14 protein-coding genes are annotated in these 16,306 nt (G+C 55.2%); 3 read left to right on the forward strand and 11 right to left on the reverse strand.

All coding sequences use genetic code 11. From position 1 onward, the window contains the following. Nucleotides 1-17: 17 nt before the first annotated feature. Nucleotides 18-500, reverse strand: coding sequence for a GNAT family N-acetyltransferase (locus PCH01S_RS22875; RefSeq protein ID WP_042233460.1), 483 nt, complete (start codon nucleotides 498-500; stop codon nucleotides 18-20). A gap of 144 nt (nucleotides 501-644) precedes the next feature. Further along, nucleotides 645-2,219: a copper amine oxidase N-terminal domain-containing protein gene (locus tag PCH01S_RS22880; RefSeq protein ID WP_042233462.1), complete on the reverse strand. Its 1,575-nt coding sequence runs from the start codon at nucleotides 2,217-2,219 to the stop codon at nucleotides 645-647. A 221-nt stretch (nucleotides 2,220-2,440) separates the two neighbouring features. On the opposite strand from PCH01S_RS22880, the gene PCH01S_RS22885 reads away from it, so the two are divergent. Continuing rightward, on the forward strand, nucleotides 2,441-3,748 hold the full coding sequence (locus tag PCH01S_RS22885; RefSeq protein WP_042233465.1) for a DUF2515 family protein: 1,308 nt from the start codon (nucleotides 2,441-2,443) through the stop codon (nucleotides 3,746-3,748). Nucleotides 3,749-3,847: 99 nt separating this feature from the next. On the opposite strand, the gene PCH01S_RS22890 is transcribed toward PCH01S_RS22885, so the two are convergent. From PCH01S_RS22890 to PCH01S_RS30965, 9 genes are all read right to left on the reverse strand, one after another. Further along, nucleotides 3,848-5,509: a putative polysaccharide biosynthesis protein gene (locus tag PCH01S_RS22890; RefSeq protein WP_042233467.1), complete on the reverse strand. Its 1,662-nt coding sequence runs from the start codon at nucleotides 5,507-5,509 to the stop codon at nucleotides 3,848-3,850. 75 nt (nucleotides 5,510-5,584) lie between these two features. Then, nucleotides 5,585-6,307 (reverse strand): ThuA domain-containing protein, encoded by a 723-nt coding sequence (locus PCH01S_RS22895; protein ID WP_042233469.1) that lies wholly within the window; start codon nucleotides 6,305-6,307, stop codon nucleotides 5,585-5,587. 86 nt (nucleotides 6,308-6,393) lie between these two features. Beyond that, nucleotides 6,394-6,870 carry a DUF456 domain-containing protein gene (locus tag PCH01S_RS22900; protein WP_042233471.1) on the reverse strand — a complete coding sequence of 159 codons (477 nt, stop codon included), beginning with the start codon at nucleotides 6,868-6,870 and terminating at the stop codon, nucleotides 6,394-6,396. 42 nt (nucleotides 6,871-6,912) lie between these two features. Next, a complete protein-coding gene (locus PCH01S_RS22905; protein ID WP_042233473.1) occupies nucleotides 6,913-7,665 on the reverse strand; it encodes a Cof-type HAD-IIB family hydrolase in 753 nt (250 codons plus the stop codon). A gap of 98 nt (nucleotides 7,666-7,763) precedes the next feature. After that, entirely contained in the window at nucleotides 7,764-9,638 is a 1,875-nt protein-coding gene (gene asnB, locus PCH01S_RS22910; RefSeq protein ID WP_042233475.1) for an asparagine synthase (glutamine-hydrolyzing), read from the reverse strand. Between the two features lie 647 nt (nucleotides 9,639-10,285). Next, nucleotides 10,286-12,331, reverse strand: a complete 2,046-nt coding sequence (locus PCH01S_RS22915; RefSeq protein WP_042233477.1) for a peptidoglycan D,D-transpeptidase FtsI family protein — start codon at nucleotides 12,329-12,331, stop codon at nucleotides 10,286-10,288. Between the two features lie 150 nt (nucleotides 12,332-12,481). Then, complete coding sequence (locus tag PCH01S_RS22920) at nucleotides 12,482-13,627, reverse strand: transglutaminase-like domain-containing protein (protein WP_042233481.1); 1,146 nt, start codon at nucleotides 13,625-13,627, stop codon at nucleotides 12,482-12,484. 44 nt (nucleotides 13,628-13,671) lie between these two features. Continuing rightward, nucleotides 13,672-14,094, reverse strand: a complete 423-nt coding sequence (locus PCH01S_RS22925; RefSeq protein ID WP_042233484.1) for a hypothetical protein — start codon at nucleotides 14,092-14,094, stop codon at nucleotides 13,672-13,674. 57 nt (nucleotides 14,095-14,151) lie between these two features. After that, nucleotides 14,152-14,307, reverse strand: coding sequence for a hypothetical protein (locus PCH01S_RS30965; RefSeq protein WP_164977155.1), 156 nt, complete (start codon nucleotides 14,305-14,307; stop codon nucleotides 14,152-14,154). Nucleotides 14,308-14,448: 141 nt separating this feature from the next. Here PCH01S_RS30965 and PCH01S_RS22930 point away from each other — a divergent pair, with 141 nt between their 5' ends. Both PCH01S_RS22930 and PCH01S_RS22935 read left to right on the forward strand, forming a co-directional pair. Beyond that, nucleotides 14,449-15,729, forward strand: coding sequence for an MFS transporter (locus PCH01S_RS22930; RefSeq protein ID WP_042233485.1), 1,281 nt, complete (start codon nucleotides 14,449-14,451; stop codon nucleotides 15,727-15,729). 229 nt (nucleotides 15,730-15,958) lie between these two features. Further along, nucleotides 15,959-16,306, forward strand: a complete 348-nt coding sequence (locus PCH01S_RS22935) for a toprim domain-containing protein (RefSeq protein WP_042233487.1) — start codon at nucleotides 15,959-15,961, stop codon at nucleotides 16,304-16,306.

The following is a 16,306-nucleotide window of genomic DNA, read 5'->3' on the forward strand; positions in this document are numbered from 1 at the left end:
ACGGCTGCTTTTTTCTCTCAAACGTCTCGGCTTAATTCCTTCTTCATCTTAAAGTTAACCAGCTTAATCCCTCTGCGCTCCACGCTTTGCTCCCGAACCAACCGGAACCCGTGATGACTGAAAAACGGTTTCGCCGTGATACTCGCGTCCGTTTCCAGTTCGGCAAGCCCCCGGTTTTTTGCCTCGTATTCAAGAACGTTCATTAAAGCCGAAGCTATTCCCTGTCCTTGAAAATCCTTATCCACGTACAGTCTGTCCACGTATCCGTTTACGGTCATATCCGAAAAACCTACAATTTTGCCATCGGTTAGAGCGACATACGTGATATTGCGGCTCATCGAATCCTTCCAGGATTCCAATCTGGATTCCTCTTCCTCTTTGGATGCCCATGCATGAAGCTGTTCTTGGGTATAATCTTTTTTATTTACGGAATGAACGGTTTCATAAAATAACGAGACGATGGGGCCAATATCCGATACCTGAAACTTTCTGATTTCCATGTTATCTCCTCTTTGCCATCTTTGTAGGATTATCGCCGTCTGCATCCGGCTTTAAACAATTGCGGGCAAAAAAGAGCGGGCTGTATACAGCCCGCTCGCTCCATGCTCATGCTATTCCACTTCCGCCTTCAATTTCTGCAGGTTTTATTGACGTGTAATGATGACAGCATCCTGCTCGCTATCCCACTTCACTTCCCCGCCCAGCGCTTCGGCCAGGAATCTCAAAGGAACGTTCGTGTAATCCCCGTGAAGCTCGACAGCCTGCTCCAGCTTAACCGGCTTACCGTCGACCAACGCTTCGGCACTGCCCAGCGTAAACACGATCGTATGACCGCCGAGATCATCCGTTACCGTAATTTGCTTCGTTTCCCCGTCCCATTTCACTTCCGCGTCAAGCATATTCGCTACATACGTCACCGGCACCATGGAAACGTCGCCTTTGCGGTAGCCCCCAAAGCCGAACAAACTCATGTCTTCATCGTCCAGCGACAGCGTAAAGGAACGCTTCGTAATCTGGAGGTCCTCTTTAAGCAGCTTGTAAATCGAGGAATTCTTATCCACCGATTTCAGGAAGCTTCCGAGAGAAGGAGCCGAGTCCGGATCAGCCGCATCGAAGGTGAGACGGTCTCCGTCCGCTTTTACGGGGTTGATCGTAATCGGCTGATTAATATTCCATCTTTCTCCGGTCGTACTCAGCTTAATCCCTTTCAACCCCGTTTCAGCTTCAGGCAGCGGAATGGTAATTCCCGCGCTGCTCTTGCGGATCTGCTGGGAGCTGTCCACATACAAGTCCACATTCACGGACGAGCGGTCGCTCAGGATGTCGCGGATCGGCTCATTGCCGGGACCGTTCACCAGCTTGTCGGTCGTTTCGTCATAGCTTGCCAGTACATCCTTCAGTCCGGTTTGTACGGCGGTATACATCGTTTCGACCGCTAATGTTTTGTTGGACAGATAAGCATCCAGCAGCTTGTTCTCCTCGCCCGACTGTTCGGCCGCTTCTTTGGCAATCGGTCCGAATACGTCGAATACGGTGCCAAGGAATTCCTTCAAGCCTTTCTCATCTGCGGCGATGTTCTGCAGGAAGGTTTTGACCAGACCGAGCGCTTCGCTGCCTTTAATTTCGGCATGAAGCTTCTGCAGGGAAACCGTCTCGTTGTTTACTTTCTCCGAAACGGACGTAACCCCGATCGTCTTCGGATTCGGCGCATGGCCGATGAAGAACGACGCAAGCGTCGGAAGTTTGTCTTCGAGCACCTTCTGAAGCTCCTGGATGCTCTGCTGTCCCGGTACAAGCAAACCTCCGTTAAGCGGACCTGTCTGCGCGTTGCGAATGTAAATCGGCTTGCTTACGCCTTCGATGCGGATAATAATATCTTCGTTCTGAAGGGACAGCTCGAAAGGGATGCTTCCCTTGCCGTATGTAAATTCGCCTTTCATCGAAGCGTTCCGGGGATCCTGGATCTTCTCCTCCGTAAACTTGATCGTCACTTCTTTAAACAGGCCTACCAGCTTCTGCGCCTCGGGCGGCAGCCCGGCCAGATCTCCAGTCAGAAGTTCAAACTTGAGTGTCTCCTGCGACTCCGCCGATTTGACGGCGTACTGGTTGACCAGCGCCTTGTTCACATCAAGACCTCCTACGGATTCGCAACCCGTAAGGACGATCATGAGCGCGCCCGTACCCCCGCACACAACCTTCTTCCAGTTATTCACTTTCATTTCTCCGGCTCCTTTCCATCTCCCAAGTATTGCTAACTCTTTTATATACGCGCAAGTAAGCAAAAAGACTCACATTCCCGATAAATTTTCATGGAAAGCCGGACCTCTGCCCATTTGTTTGCATATCGTGCAGGAAGATGAAAAATCGGAAAAAACGGGCATCCTATTCATGAACGTTACGGCTGCTTCACAAAGTATTCCGGGGAAAAGAGGCTGCAACAATGAACGGCAACGGGGTCAAAGGGAACAATCCGCTCAAAGCGATCGGGCACTGGCTGGCGGGGGTACCGCATACGATTACCGAGCTTGCATCGGGCAAACTGGCTTCTTTGCAATCCGCGTTTCACTTGGGCCAGAATGCCCAGAAACTTGTACCGGGCAAAGACAGTGTCAAAAGATTGCGCAGGACATGGAAGGACCTCGGGGTACTGCCGGCAAGCCCGCCGGCTCCGGAGCTTTCCCTGTCCGCGCAGGAGCGGCAGCTCGTGGAGCGCATCCGCCTCGATACGCAGCGGAAAAACCGGAACAACGTAACCCGCACCCGGGCTTACTGGAACTTGTATGAGCGGCATCCCGAGCTTCATTGGGCCCTTCTCGCCCATATGGTCTCCCGCAACGGCGGCTGGAACATGACGGACCTGGAAGGGGAGTTCCTTCCCGCCCTGCTGAAACGTCCGGGACGCGAAGCTCTTTTCGCTTTTCTGGAGAGAGCGAATGCGCTCATCTTCGGGGACGCTTATCCCCAGCTTCTGCTCTACGAGGAGTCGAAGCGGTCCGGCGAGCCTCTGTTTCATCTGCTCCCGGCCTTCGGAGTGTCCGTTTTTATGAGGCCCGTCTGGGAGGAATTCTGGGCGGTTCACGATCCGGCGCTGCTCACGGTCTCTCTAATCGTAAATGAACAGCATTTTATAGAAAGCCGTGTGGTCAAACAGCCGTATTTCATGGAACATGTTCTGGAAACGGCGGAATTTCAAGCCCAGGCGCTCCTCCAGCTGAATCAGGTCTTCTTTCCTTACGCCCTGCACAAAGATCCTATACACAGGTCCGCAGACCGCCTGAATTTGGCCGGTGAAATATTAGAAGACTTCACGGATATCAAAGAACGGATCGGATTCGGAAAAACGCTGTACGCCATCTTGTTCGGCATTCCGGCAGTTCACCAGGGCGTGGTGCTTTTCGCTTCGGCACAGCCGCACACCGGCTCAAGAGCGGACTACTGGCCGCATTTGTTCTCCCGCATCCGCAAGGACGCCCCCGGAGTCAGCGCAGCGGGCCCGAAGCTGGAAGGCTGCGAACTGAAGGCCGGAGCCGCAGGCATCTACAGTCCGGAGCTCGAACGCACGTGGAGGGACGTCCCGCTGACGGCTCCCGAGTCCGGGGACTGGTTTCCCGCGTATGCCGGGAGCGTGGCGGGCTACTTCGGGGATATCGATGTCCCCACGTTGTTCGAGATGAGCGCCGAATGCTGCTTCGGCCTCCATAAAATTCAACTGGCCGCCCTCGCGTCCACTCAGTTGAAAAGGGACTAAAAAAACGCCCGGCGTCCATTCTGCTTAGGCAGAGGCACATCGGGCGTTTTTATGGGTGGGTCCGGCGGCGTCGGTCCTTGCGGCCGCCACGCGGAAGCTTTATCCCCGGCGGCCGAGCACGCGGCCCGCCTTGGCATAAAGCTTCTGCAGCGGAGCCGGGAAGGTCTTGATGTCATCCTTCGTGACCACTTTCGTGACAAACAGAAGGATGACATAGAGCGCGCAAGCCAAGCCGCCGATCAGGACGGCGTTGACGGTTGCGTTCACGACTCTCCACGGGAACAAGTGGAGATGCTCGAAGAGCAGCCGCTCCGCGAACACGCCGATCACGACGACGACGGCCGCCGTGACGATAAGGCGGGTCCAGCGGCGCCGAGCCATGATGCGGAAGCTAACCACGTTACGCATCACGGCCAGGTTAAAGGCGGACATGACGATAAAGCAGAGCATCGTCGACGCCAGAATGCCGTAAATGCCGAGCCACGGCGATAGAATAAGGTTGCCGAGCAGCTTTACGGCTATGCCGAAGACAACACTGGACACGAGCGCGCGCATCTTGCCCATGCCCATCAGAACGGCACCCGACGTCTGCATGATGATCTGGAACATCGCTCCCGCGGTCATCATGGCGATCATCGGAGGGCCGTACTCGTAGCCTGTCGGAGTGCCGCCGTAGTCGAACATGCCCGAAAGCGGACGGGCGGCCGTACAGATCGCCAGAACCATGGGCAGGCCGGACAGGATGGCGAGCTGCATGACGCGGGAGGACTGGTTGCGGACCAGCTCCAGGTCCCTTCGCGAGTAAGCTCCCGAGATAATGGGAACGACCGACTGGCTGAGCGCGATCGCCAGCACAATCGGCAGCCCCGCAAGCGATTGGGCCTGCCCGCCGAGGATACCGACGATATCCTTGGCTTTGGCTTCGCCGATCTGATCCCGCAGAAGCGGGATGATGGTGGAAGAGTCAATGTTGTAAATCAGCGTAACCGTAATCGAAAAAATAACGATCGGAATGGACAATCTGAGCAATTGGCCGTAAATTTGCCCGTAACGGAGTTTTCCTCCCGATTGGCGGCTTTGACCGGTTTCCGTATACACGGGTTCGGAAACCGGCAGCGTCCTCCTGTCTTCTTTACGCAGCTTAAGCGCGTAATACAGCATGACGGCCAAGGCCGCGATTCCGCCGGTTACACCGCCGAAGGACGCCCCCGCCACGGCCCAGTCAAGCGAGACGCCCAGCAGCAGATAAGCCAGCCCTACCGCCGTAATCAGACGGACGATCTGCTCGATCACCTGCGAGATGCCGTTGGGCATCATTCTCTGGCGGCCCTGGAAATAACCGCGCATGATGGCGATCAGCGGGAAAACCAGCAGGGCCGGAGCGATGGCCAGCGTAGCCAGGGTGGCGTGAGGATCGCCGGACGATTCCGCATAATGCGGAGCCAGAAGGAACAGGATCGCGCACATGACAACGCCGGCCAAGGCCGCGAATATCAACGCGGCTTTGTAGATCCGGTTCGCTTCGTCCATCCGCCCGAGCGCGGTCCGCTCGGAAATCATTTTGCTCAGGGCACTCGGAATGCCCGCCGTTGCGATAACCAGCAGATTGCTGTAGAGATTAAAAGCGATCGCATAACTCGCCATTCCCTCGTTCCCCAGCATATAAACGAGCGGAAACCGCTGAAATACACCGAGAAAGCGGGCAATCAAAGCCGCGACCGTCAAGATCAGAGTCCCTTTGACTAGCGAATCCTTAGACAATGTCGTTCCTTCTCCCCATACATAATAAGACCGGAAAAGGAAATCCTTTTCCGGACGTGATCGGCTGACGCCGTTTTACTTCGCCTGAAGCTTCTCCAAAGGCTGCGCGTTCCCGTAAACCGGCTTGGCCGTACGTACCGGGGCCGCCCATTTCACACCGTTTGCAATGACTTTCAGAACGTTCTCGTTGTAATAGGTCGGATACGTTTCATGACCGGGACGGAAATAGAAAATCCGGCCCTGCCCGCGGTGATAGGTGCAGCCGCTGCGGAATACCTCTCCGCCTTCGAACCAGCTGACGAAGACCAGCTCGTCCGGCGCGGGAATATCAAAATGCTCCCCGTACATTTCTTCCTGCTCCAGTTCGAAGTACTGTCCGATGCCTTCGGCGATCGGATGGGAAGGATCCACGACCCACAGGCGTTCTTTCTCGCCGGCTTCGCGCCATTTCAAATCGCAGGAAGTGCCCATCAGCTTTTTGAAAATTTTCGAGAAATGACCGGAGTGCAGCACGACAAGCCCCATGCCGTCCAATACGCGCTGGTGTACGCGGTTCACGATTTCATCGGCGACTTCGCCGTGGGCTTTGTGTCCCCACCAGATCAGAACGTCGGTGTCATCCAGAACCTCCTGCGTAAGCCCGTGCTCGGGCTGTTCCTGCGTAGCGGTGCGGATTTGGAAAGAGTCTCCCGCAATCCCGGCCGCAATCGCTCCGTGAATGCCTTCCGGGTATACTTCGGCTACTTTGGCATTCGTTTTCTCATGCACGTTTTCATTCCACACGGTTACTTTAATCATGTCGGTCTTCCTTTCCAATGGGGAAAATAAGGCGTATTCCCGCGCTTCCGCAGTCCGCCTTTTTTTGACGGGTATCCCTGAACGAGTTAAATCCAGATGATGAACAGAATGATCATCAGCAGTTGAAGAACGACTTTAACGACAACGCTGGAGAAGAAACCGAGAACCGATCCTACCCCGACCTGAGCGGAGTGCTTAAGGTTCGAGCCATGAATCAATTCGCCCAGCACAGCGCCTATAAAAGGCCCCAGGATAAGCCCGAAAGCCGGAATGACGAACGGACCGAGGAGCAGACCGATCGTGCTTCCCCATACGGACGCTTTGGAACCTCCGAATTTCTTGACGCCGAACGCACTTACGAGATAGTCGGCGATAGTGATGGCGATAACGATCGCCGATTGGATCAGCCAGAACCAGAAGCCGAAGGGTTCAAAGCTGAAGAATAACCCGTAGACGAAAAAGGCCCCGAAGATAGCGAGCGCGCCCGGAAGAATAGGAAAAATCGCACCCAGCATCCCGACGGCAAACAGCAAAATAATGAGGATCCATCCCAAAATAGCCATGTCTTCTCATCCTTTCTTCCCGAAAAACGTCCGCGGGTATTGTTAGCGGGCGGATAACGGGTCCAGCACGTATTCCTGAATGATTTTGGCGACCCCGTCCTCGTCATTGGTAACCGTAACAAGGTCGGCGATACGCTTCACGCCGTCCTGGGCGTTGCCCATCGCTACGCCGAGACCCGCCGCGCGGATCATCGCGATATCGTTCTCGCTGTCGCCCATGGCGATGACCTGCGACATCTCGATCCCGAGAAGCTTGCAGACTTCCTCGATGCCGCTCGCTTTGCTGATTCCTTTGGGGTTCAGCTCGAGATTGTCCGGGTGGGAGTTCGTGATCTCAAGCTCTCCCCAGCGGGCCAGCTCACCGCGGATAATCTCCAGACTTTCTTTGTTTTCCGTGTAAAAGCCGAATTTGAGCCACTCGGGTTTGGTGATATCTTCCGCCCATTTATCCCGGTTGTACATGCCCTCGACCGAATAAGCCCAATACCAGGTATCGTGCTCAATCGCCAGGTCGTACATCCGCCGGACCAAATCCAAATCAAGCAGCGTACGTTTCAGAAGGTCGTGCGGAGCTTTCCAGACTTCGCTTCCGTTGACGGAAACAATCGGCGTTTGCAGCTTGAGCTCTTCGGCGTAAGGAAGAGCGCTTTGTACACCGCGTCCGGTCGAGAAAATAACGGTGACTCCCGCCTCCAGGGCCGCGTAAATCGCTTCCCGGTTCGCCGGGGAAACCTGCTTTTCTTCGTTAAGCAGCGTGCCGTCCATATCCAGTGCTACCAGCTTATATTGACTCAAAATGTTTCCTCCTCCAAGCTTTCCTTCAGGAAAGCCGCTTCGTAAGTATTGCCCCAGACTCCCGGGAGGGGAATCTGGAGCTAAACGAAACTTTTATGTCAGAACGCGGCTACGGCTTTCTTCGTGGTTTCTTGCATGTAGGTCGCGTGCCAGAGAGCGAACATGTAAATGGTCCACAGACGGCGTGCATAATCGCCCTGTCCGTTCTGATGGAGCTTGGCCATTCTTTCGATCGCGTCGATTTTTACATAGTCTTCGATGCCGCTCGCTTTAATCTGCTCCACCATGGTGGACCCCGTCGGCCCTTTGAGCCAGTCGCGCAGCGGAACCGGGAACCCGAGCTTCGGACGGTTCAGGATGAAATCCGGCACGATGCCTTCCATTGCCTTGCGGAAAATATGCTTCGTGGTTCCTTCGGCGATCCGGTACTTCGTCGGGATGCGGCGGGCAACCTCGAACAGTTCTTTGTCGAGCAGAGGAACGCGCAGCTCCAAGGAATGGGCCATCGTCATTTTGTCCGCTTTCATCAAAATGTCGCCCGGCATCCACAGATTCATGTCGATGTACTGCATCCGCGTTACGGGATCCTGATGTTTGGTTTTGTCGTAATATTGGGCGGCTATCTGGAACGGATTCTGATACCGCTTGAACATCTCGCTGTCCACGCGCAGCACTTCCGCCTTCATATCCTCGGTGAAAATCTTCGCGTTGCCGAGGAAGCGCTCCTCCAGCGGAGTCGTTCCGCGAAGCAGGTAGTTGCGGCCCTTCATGCCGGCGGGCAGCATTTTCACCAGCCGGTGCAGCATGCGGCGCACGGAAAGCGGCAGGCTTTCCAGCGGGGCCAGCGACAGAGGCTCCCGGTAGATCCGGTAGCCGCCGAACAGCTCGTCCGCGCCTTCGCCCGACAGCGTCACGGTAACGTGCTCGCGGGCTAGTTGGGCCACGTGGTAGAGCGCGATGGCCGAAGGGTCGGCGACCGGCTCGTCCTGATGCCAGACGGCTTTCGGCAGGGTGTTGAAGAAATCTTCGCGCGTGATGATTTTGGAGTAGTGTTCCGTCCCGAGCGCTTTGGCCGTTTCGGCCGCGATCAGGGTCTCGTTGTTCGGACCTTCGAAACCGACGGAGAACGTCCGGATCGGCTCGATCTGGCGCATATGAGCCGCAATCGCGGTCGAGTCGATTCCGCTGGACAGGAAGCAGCCGCGCTCCACGTCGCTGACCATGTGATGGACGACGGAATCTTTGAGCGTTTCGCGGATTTGCTCCACATATTCCCCGAATGGGCGGTCCACCGGCTCGAACATCGGATCCCAGTAGCGGTGAATCGACATTTCGCCGTCGAAGGACGCTTTTATGTAGTGCGCCGGCGGCAGCTTCTGAATCCCCTCGAACATCGTGTTCGGTTCAGGGACGTACTGGAACGTCAAGTAGTTCATCAGGCTCTCGGTCCGGATGGACGGACTTACGCTTCCCGATGCGACAAGGCTTTTGATTTCGGAACCGAACAGCAGCTGCCGGTCGTTGTATTGATAATAAAAAGGTTTGATGCCGAAATGATCACGGGCGGCGAAGAGCTGCTTCTTGCGGCGGTCCCAGATGGCAAAGCCGAACATGCCGCGAAGATGCTTCACGCATTCTTCACCGAATTCTTCATACAAATGGACGATGACTTCGGTATCGCTGTTCGTCCGGAACACATGGCCGCGGTCCTGCAGCATGCTCCGCAAAGATTTATAATTGTAAATTTCCCCGTTAAAAATGATCCAAACGGATTCGTCTTCGTTGCAAAGCGGCTGATGACCCTCCGCAATATCGATAATCGACAGTCGGCGGAACCCGAGCCCGATCCGATTCTCCGTCCAGAAGCCCGAGTCGTTCGGGCCGCGGTGATGAATCACGTCCGTCATCTGCTGAAGCATGGATACGGATGGCTCTCTATCTTCAAAATACATAACACCGGTGATACCACACACGAGTGATTCACACCTCCACTAAAGCTACAACTAGTCTTGTTGTTATTCGATAAACTAGTATAGCACACCCGGTCGCCTTTCTGAAAATGAAAACTCGCGGCCCCCTCTAACCGCGGCTTTTTGAGCGTGCCAAAGACGCTTCACATCCCTTGGGATAGAAGCGTCTCCGCCTTTTTCCGGGGACTGCGGGCAGCCCTCGTTTACAAAAAGGCAATAACCCACATAAGGCGTTTAACAGATGCAGCCAGCCTCCGTTTTTTCATGTCCACCGCCCCTTTTCCTTTATACATAATTGTTGGCATCAGGCAACTTTTAAGGTAAAAAAACCGGGTTCCCTGCTCTCAGTCTATGTCTCTTCCGGTTAGAAGTGACAAACATGAGCAGGCGCCCGGTTTGGATGAATGATCTGGGCGGAAGGCCATTCGGCGGGTCTCGCTTATCCCCGGCCGAACCCATGCGGGCGGCAGCCGATAGAGACAGCCCACGGCGCTTTCCGTGTCCGCGATGGAGTCCGCCGCCTTCCGCGCCTTCCTCCGGCCGCTAGCGGGGCCGTATGCCCGGAGGATGGTTGCCGTAACGCACAGCACGTCGGGCGTCTACCGTCAGACTGGCAGCCCCTCTGAGGAGGCTGCACGCGGTGTCCCGGTCTAGTGCTTCGCTGCGCCGTCCGTCTTGCCGTTAGCCGGTCCGCGCGGTGTGCCGTTCAGACCGATATATTCGTCGTACGCGTCGAACATTTCCCTTGCGATCGGAGCGGCGCCGTAGGAGCCGTAGCCCCCTTCCGGGACGACGACCGCAACGGCAAGCTTTGGCTTATCGGCCGGAGCGAACGCGATAAATACGGCGTTGTCCACTTCCTTGGAGCCGATCTGCTGCGTGGACGTACCCGTTTTGGCGGCTACCGTGTAGTTGACGCCGTCGAAGCCCTGCTTGCTGACTTCCTTCATGCCTTTGAAAATCGTGTCCCAATACTGGGGTTTGAACGAAGTTTCCTCGCTGAGCACCACGGGATCGAACTTCTTGATGGTTTCGCCTTCGTACGTCGTGATGCGGTCCACGAACAGCGGCTTCATCCGTTTGCCCCGGCTGGCGAGCATGGCGGTATGCTGGGCGAGCTGCAGCGTGGTCGACTTCTCGTTCTGCCCCCAGGAAGCGTAAACGAGCGCGGACTGCTTGCTGTCGAGCTTCGCGTTGGCGAGCGACTCGTTGGATCCCGCATACTCGTTCGGAAGGCCGCTTTCCGTAGACACGACGAGACCGAACCGCTTCAAGTAATCGTCCCACACCTTGAGCCCGTCTTCCCGGTCGAAATACAGCCGTTCCCCGATCATTGCGGACATAAACGTGTTGGAGGAGTGCTTGATCGCATCGGCGGCATTGATCGGGCCGAACGATTTGCGGCCGGAGTTCCAGATCGTGCTTTGCGATCCCTTTTTACCGAACGAATAAGAGCCTCTGTCGTTATAATAATCGTTCACGCTGAAAAAGCCTTCCTTAAGACCGGCAAGCACGGTCAGCGGTTTAATCGTCGAACCCATGTACACGATGGAATTGGCGTGCTTTTTCAGCTCGTTCTCCGGATAATCCGGATAGGCCGTCGTAATCGTCCCGTTGTTGACGAACGGCTGGATTTTTTTGTACTCCGTCGCCTTAATCCCGCCGGTCCATAAGTTAGGATCGTAATCCGGCATGCTCGCCATGGCGACGACACGCCCCGTATCGACTTCCATGGCGACGGCGTAACCCGAACGGGCATTGGGTGAATAGCCGTAGGAGCTCGATTTCGGCTGGCGCAGGTACGCCAGATGATCCATAATTTTCTGTTCCGTGCGGTTCTGGATGTCCTTGTGAATCGTCAAGTACAGGTTGTTGCCTTTTTCCGGCTTCGTGATGGACACGGGCCCGATAATTTTCTGCGAGGAGTTCACGGGATATTTCTTATAGCCGTTCTTGCCGCGCAGCTCTTCCTGATACATCAGCTCAAGCCCGTCATAGCCGACGTCTTCCGTATCGAGATATTCGGCCGTGTTTTCTTTGTTTTTATAAAAGCTGAGCCCGTATTTGGATTCCCTCGCGGTCGAAAATTGCCGCATGTATCCGGTCAGTTGAACCGCGATTTTATCCTGGTCGTAGGTCCGGATGCTCTCTTCCATCACTTCGATCCATTTGAATTCATCCCGGTGCTCCATCAGATAGGAGACCTCTTCCTTCGTCAGATCGGCTTTGATCCTTCTCGGAATCGAGTAATAGCTCGGCGCCTTCGTCTGCTGCTGGTTGATATCGTAGCCTACGTCCATCAGCTCCACGATTTCCTCGGGCGTCAAAGGTTTGGTGTTCTTGGACCCGTACTGCTGGAAAACGTCCGCAAGTTTGCGGGCGAGACCGATTACCTCTTCCTTATTGTTCTGCCCCGATTCAATCCGGAAAAAGACGGACTGGACCGGAATCGTATAGGCAATGGGGTAGCTGTTGGAATCATAAATATTGCCCCGGATCGGCGGGATGGGAGTTTCCCGGTTGGTGGCCGAGTTCTCCTCTTCCGCGAGCCTGTCTCCTTCGACAAACTGGAGGATGGCCAGACGGACGATCAGAACGGAAAACAAAATAAACGTCGTGAAAAAGAACAAATTAATGCGAACAGAGAAACGCGTGCGTTTAGAGGAATCCGGTTTTTCTAAATCTTCGTTGTGCATCTTGCTTCCTTCCTTGTATCCTTTTCTATACCTTGCTCTATCTACCAGTTTACCATAGACATGCACCGCTAGAAAAATGTAAGAGAATGGGAGAATCAATCCCTTTACATTCTCGCAAAAGAAAACCGCCCCCCGTAAGGGAGCGGTCCTTTAAGCTTCACGGATATGCGTCTGATTGAAGTTGGACGGGTTAAACCAGTTGCCTCCGCTGGAAAACCAGGTGGAATCGAGCGGAATCCATTGCTTGGAATCCGCCAGGTAGACTTCGTTCCAGGCATGCGGACCGTATCCGCCGCGGCCGTCGTACCCCAGGCCCGTCACCACTTTTACGTCGAGACCGACGGAACGGGCCATAACGGCGTAGAGACGGGAATAGTCGATGCATACTCCTTTGCGCGTCGCAAACGTATCCTCCGGCGTCTGTTCCTTCCAGATACGCTGCTGCTCGTAGAGCTCGACTTTATTCCAGTCGTATTCGACTCGGCTGCCGACCCATTTATAGAGCAGCTCCGCTTTCTCCTCGTCCGTCTTGCCGGCCTTCGTGACTTCTTGGGCGGCCGCGGAAATATTGTTCGGGATGTTCGCGTCCAGAACCTCGTATTTGCGCTGCAGAATCTGGCTGAATTCCTGCTCCACGGCCCTGGTGAAGACCGGCACCTGTTTTTGCAGAAAATCGCCCGTAAACGGCTGGATGACTTCCTGCGCGCCTTTCTGGTACAGGGACGAAGCCTGGATATACCCTGCGGGCTTCGCCTGCGGGAACAGCGTCACAAAAACAAACAGCACGGCTACGACGAGCAGGGCCCGCCAAACGCCCGTTACGGACCCGATAAGTCCGCCTGTCGCCGCGCTGATGACGGAAGGGCTGGCCTCCCGGTCCCAGCGGCTTTGCGCCCATCTGAGCAAAACGGGATCGACGAACCAGTAAAGAGCCTGGCGGATGATCAGATAAGCCAGCAGGAACAGGACGCCGAAGCGGAACAGTTCAAAGTCGCGGATAGCCGTAACCGCCGTGTAATACGTCTGTTTCCAGACGGGCATTTCCTGGGCCGGTATTTGAATGGCCAGGCTGCTCAGCCAGTTGCGGACAGGGGCCGAAACCAGGGTCGCCGTCTGCCAGGCCAGATAGATGGCCACTATCGTGATCAGAATTCCGAAGACCATATGCAGCAAATGCTTGGCAGAACCGGAGGCTCCGCGTATGATGCCTTGAATGGCTGAAACGATCACGATGAGGATAAGTGCAACCGAGATGAAATTGATCGTCGTGTCCCCGGAAAACAACGAGGTAAACATAGGCAGGCGGGCCTCCTTTTGCACAGATATAACTTCGCTTTGTATTATTGGCCGGCGTTCTTCTTCGCCTGCTCGACGAATGCGCGGACCGCTTCTTCTGCATTAACCTTAAAAGTCTGGTTCATAAACGTGACGGACACTTCGGACGATCCGGGTGTCCCTACAATTTTAACATTTTTGGTCGCGGCTGTATAAGTACCGTCCGGGTTGGCTGTGTAGGTGGCATCCTTCGCTTCGTTCTGCACGGCTTTAACCGCTTGGCTGCTGAGTTCGGTTAACGCGGCGTTTCCGATACTTTGCAGCGTTTCCTTATAGTTGGCTCCGTAAACCACCAGCGCCCCCACAATGGCGATAACCAGCAGCCACTTGACCACGGTTTTGACGAGACTGACGACGACGAGCAGAACGATGACAGCCACGAGAATCAGCAGCCAGCGCTCCTGAAAAAACGCTATCCAGGCATCCATTTCCTTGTATATCCCCCTTTGTAAAATAAATTGCCGGCTCCGCCCGGCGGAAAGGCTTTATTCCTCTTCCCGTTTCCTGCGGAGCTCCTTCAATTCCTGCCGAATCTGTTCATCGCGGTCGGTTTCCTGCCGTACGCTGCGCCTCGTTTTCAAAAACCGGATAACGGCCAAAGCGCCGAGCGCAGCCAGTAGAGCGACAATGAAACGGTCCATACGGCCACCTTCTTCCTTTCCTATTACGTGCCTGAACGCTAACGGTAGCATAAGTACGGGACAAGGGGCGTACATCTAGAAAAGACGAACGGAACCGAGAAGTTGTTTCGCCAGCAAAAATAACGAGGCGGTGTGCTACGTATGAAAACGGCAATATGGCTCTATTTCTTCATGTTTGTCGCATTCTTCGACTTACATGCCCAATACCCCATTCTGACACCTTTCGCCCTGTCCCTGGGCGCGGCGCCTTCTTTTATCGGTCTGATCATGGGCATGTATTCCCTCACCCATCTCCCCGGCAATCTTCTTGCCGGATACGGAGTCGATAAATACGGAAGCAAGCTCTTCATCGTGTTCAGCCTGATTGTAGCAGGTATCGTACTTATCTTTCAATCGCAGGTTAAAGACCCCTGGCAGCTTCTGATGATCCGTTCCATCAGCGGTTTCGTTCTCGCCTTCCTGTCTCCCGCCTGCTTGTCGATGCTGGCCAAAATCGCCAAAGACAGCGTGCACCAGAGCAAGCTCATGGCCGGTAACGGGCTGATCCACACGCTCGCTTCCGTCGTCTCGCCCGCCGCCGGCGCCTATCTGGTCGCCCAATTCGGCTTCACGGCCTCCTTCACCCTTCTCGGCTGGCTGCTTATCGTGACGGGGCTGCTCTCCATTCCGTGGCTGAAAGAAACGCGCCCGGAAGCCGCGGCTCCCCCGCTTCACACGGGGGCCGGTTCCGCGGGGAAGAGCGTATCCGTCGCCATGTCCCGCAAGCCGGGAGGCGGCGGCACGAAATCCGCCGCTCCGTCACCCGATTCGCAGGGCACCGGACGGAAGGCCGCACAGCTTCATGCGCCGGTAGCGGACAACTACGGAGGTCTTGCCGGAGGCGCGGACAAAATTCCGTGGATGTTTTACTTCGTTCCGCTGGCGATTTCCTGTTCGCAGGGAATTTTGTTCTTCGAGCTTCCCTTGATGAAAACAGCCCAGACTTCGCTGCTTACTTCCGGCCTTTTCTTCTCTCTGATCAGTCTCGGCGCTCTCGTTACGCTCAGCATGCTGTTCCTGAACCGGATACCGCCCGCCCGCCGGACCGTTTCCGGCGCCCTTGCCCTCGCGGTGCTTTTCTTCGGCCTCGCGGTGGACTGGCCGCTTCCTTTGACGGTCACCCTGTTTATGATCGGGATGGCCAAAGGCCTTATTTTTCCGTCGCTCGCAACCCTGCTCGCCGGAATAACGAGCAGCAACCGTTACGGCAGAGTGTTCTCGCTCCTCTCCATCGCGTACTCCATCGGCGCTTTTATCGGTCCGATGGTGGCGGGCAAGCTCCGCGACTCCATCTCGCCCTACTTCATTGCCTTCGTCATCCTCATGGCCGCACTGACTCTGCTTCCGTTCCGGATTCTGCGGCACAAACCCGCGGCTGCCTGATTCAGTTTGCGCACCTTCATCTAATATTTAGCGCCCGCAAAAGGCGTGAAAGACGGCTTGAGCGTTCAAGCCGTCTTTTTGCCGTTTCGACATTTCCCAGGAAATGCACCTCGTTCTTTGCCGATTGCTCTATTTGTGAGCCGGAATTTTGTCCATTATAATAAATATCGACACTTATCTGCACCTTGAACAGACCAACGGAACAAGCTTGAACGGAGGAACCGGGAATATGTCTATCGCCATTATTGTAGAGGGAAAAAACGACCGCAGCAGGCTTAGGCGTCTGCTCAGCAGTGAAGTGAATATATACTGTACATACGGAACTCCCGGCACCGAAGCTTTGGAACAGCTGAAGAAAAAAGTCGGGACGAGTGAAGTCTATGTGTTTACCGATAATGATTCCTCCGGCAAAAAAATCCGGGGCCGCCTCCGGGACCTGTTCCCGGACGGCGAGCAAATCTATACGAGACGCGGGTACGCTGGCGTGGAAGGCACACCGGAAGAGTACTTAATCCAGCAACTGGAAAAGGCAGGGCTCGAAGAATACATTGTGTATCCCCCGGCTCCTGCCTTATAA

It is taken from the genome of Paenibacillus chitinolyticus NBRC 15660 (assembly GCF_000739915.1).
GTDB classification, from domain to species: domain Bacteria; phylum Bacillota; class Bacilli; order Paenibacillales; family NBRC-103111; genus Paenibacillus_F; species Paenibacillus_F chitinolyticus.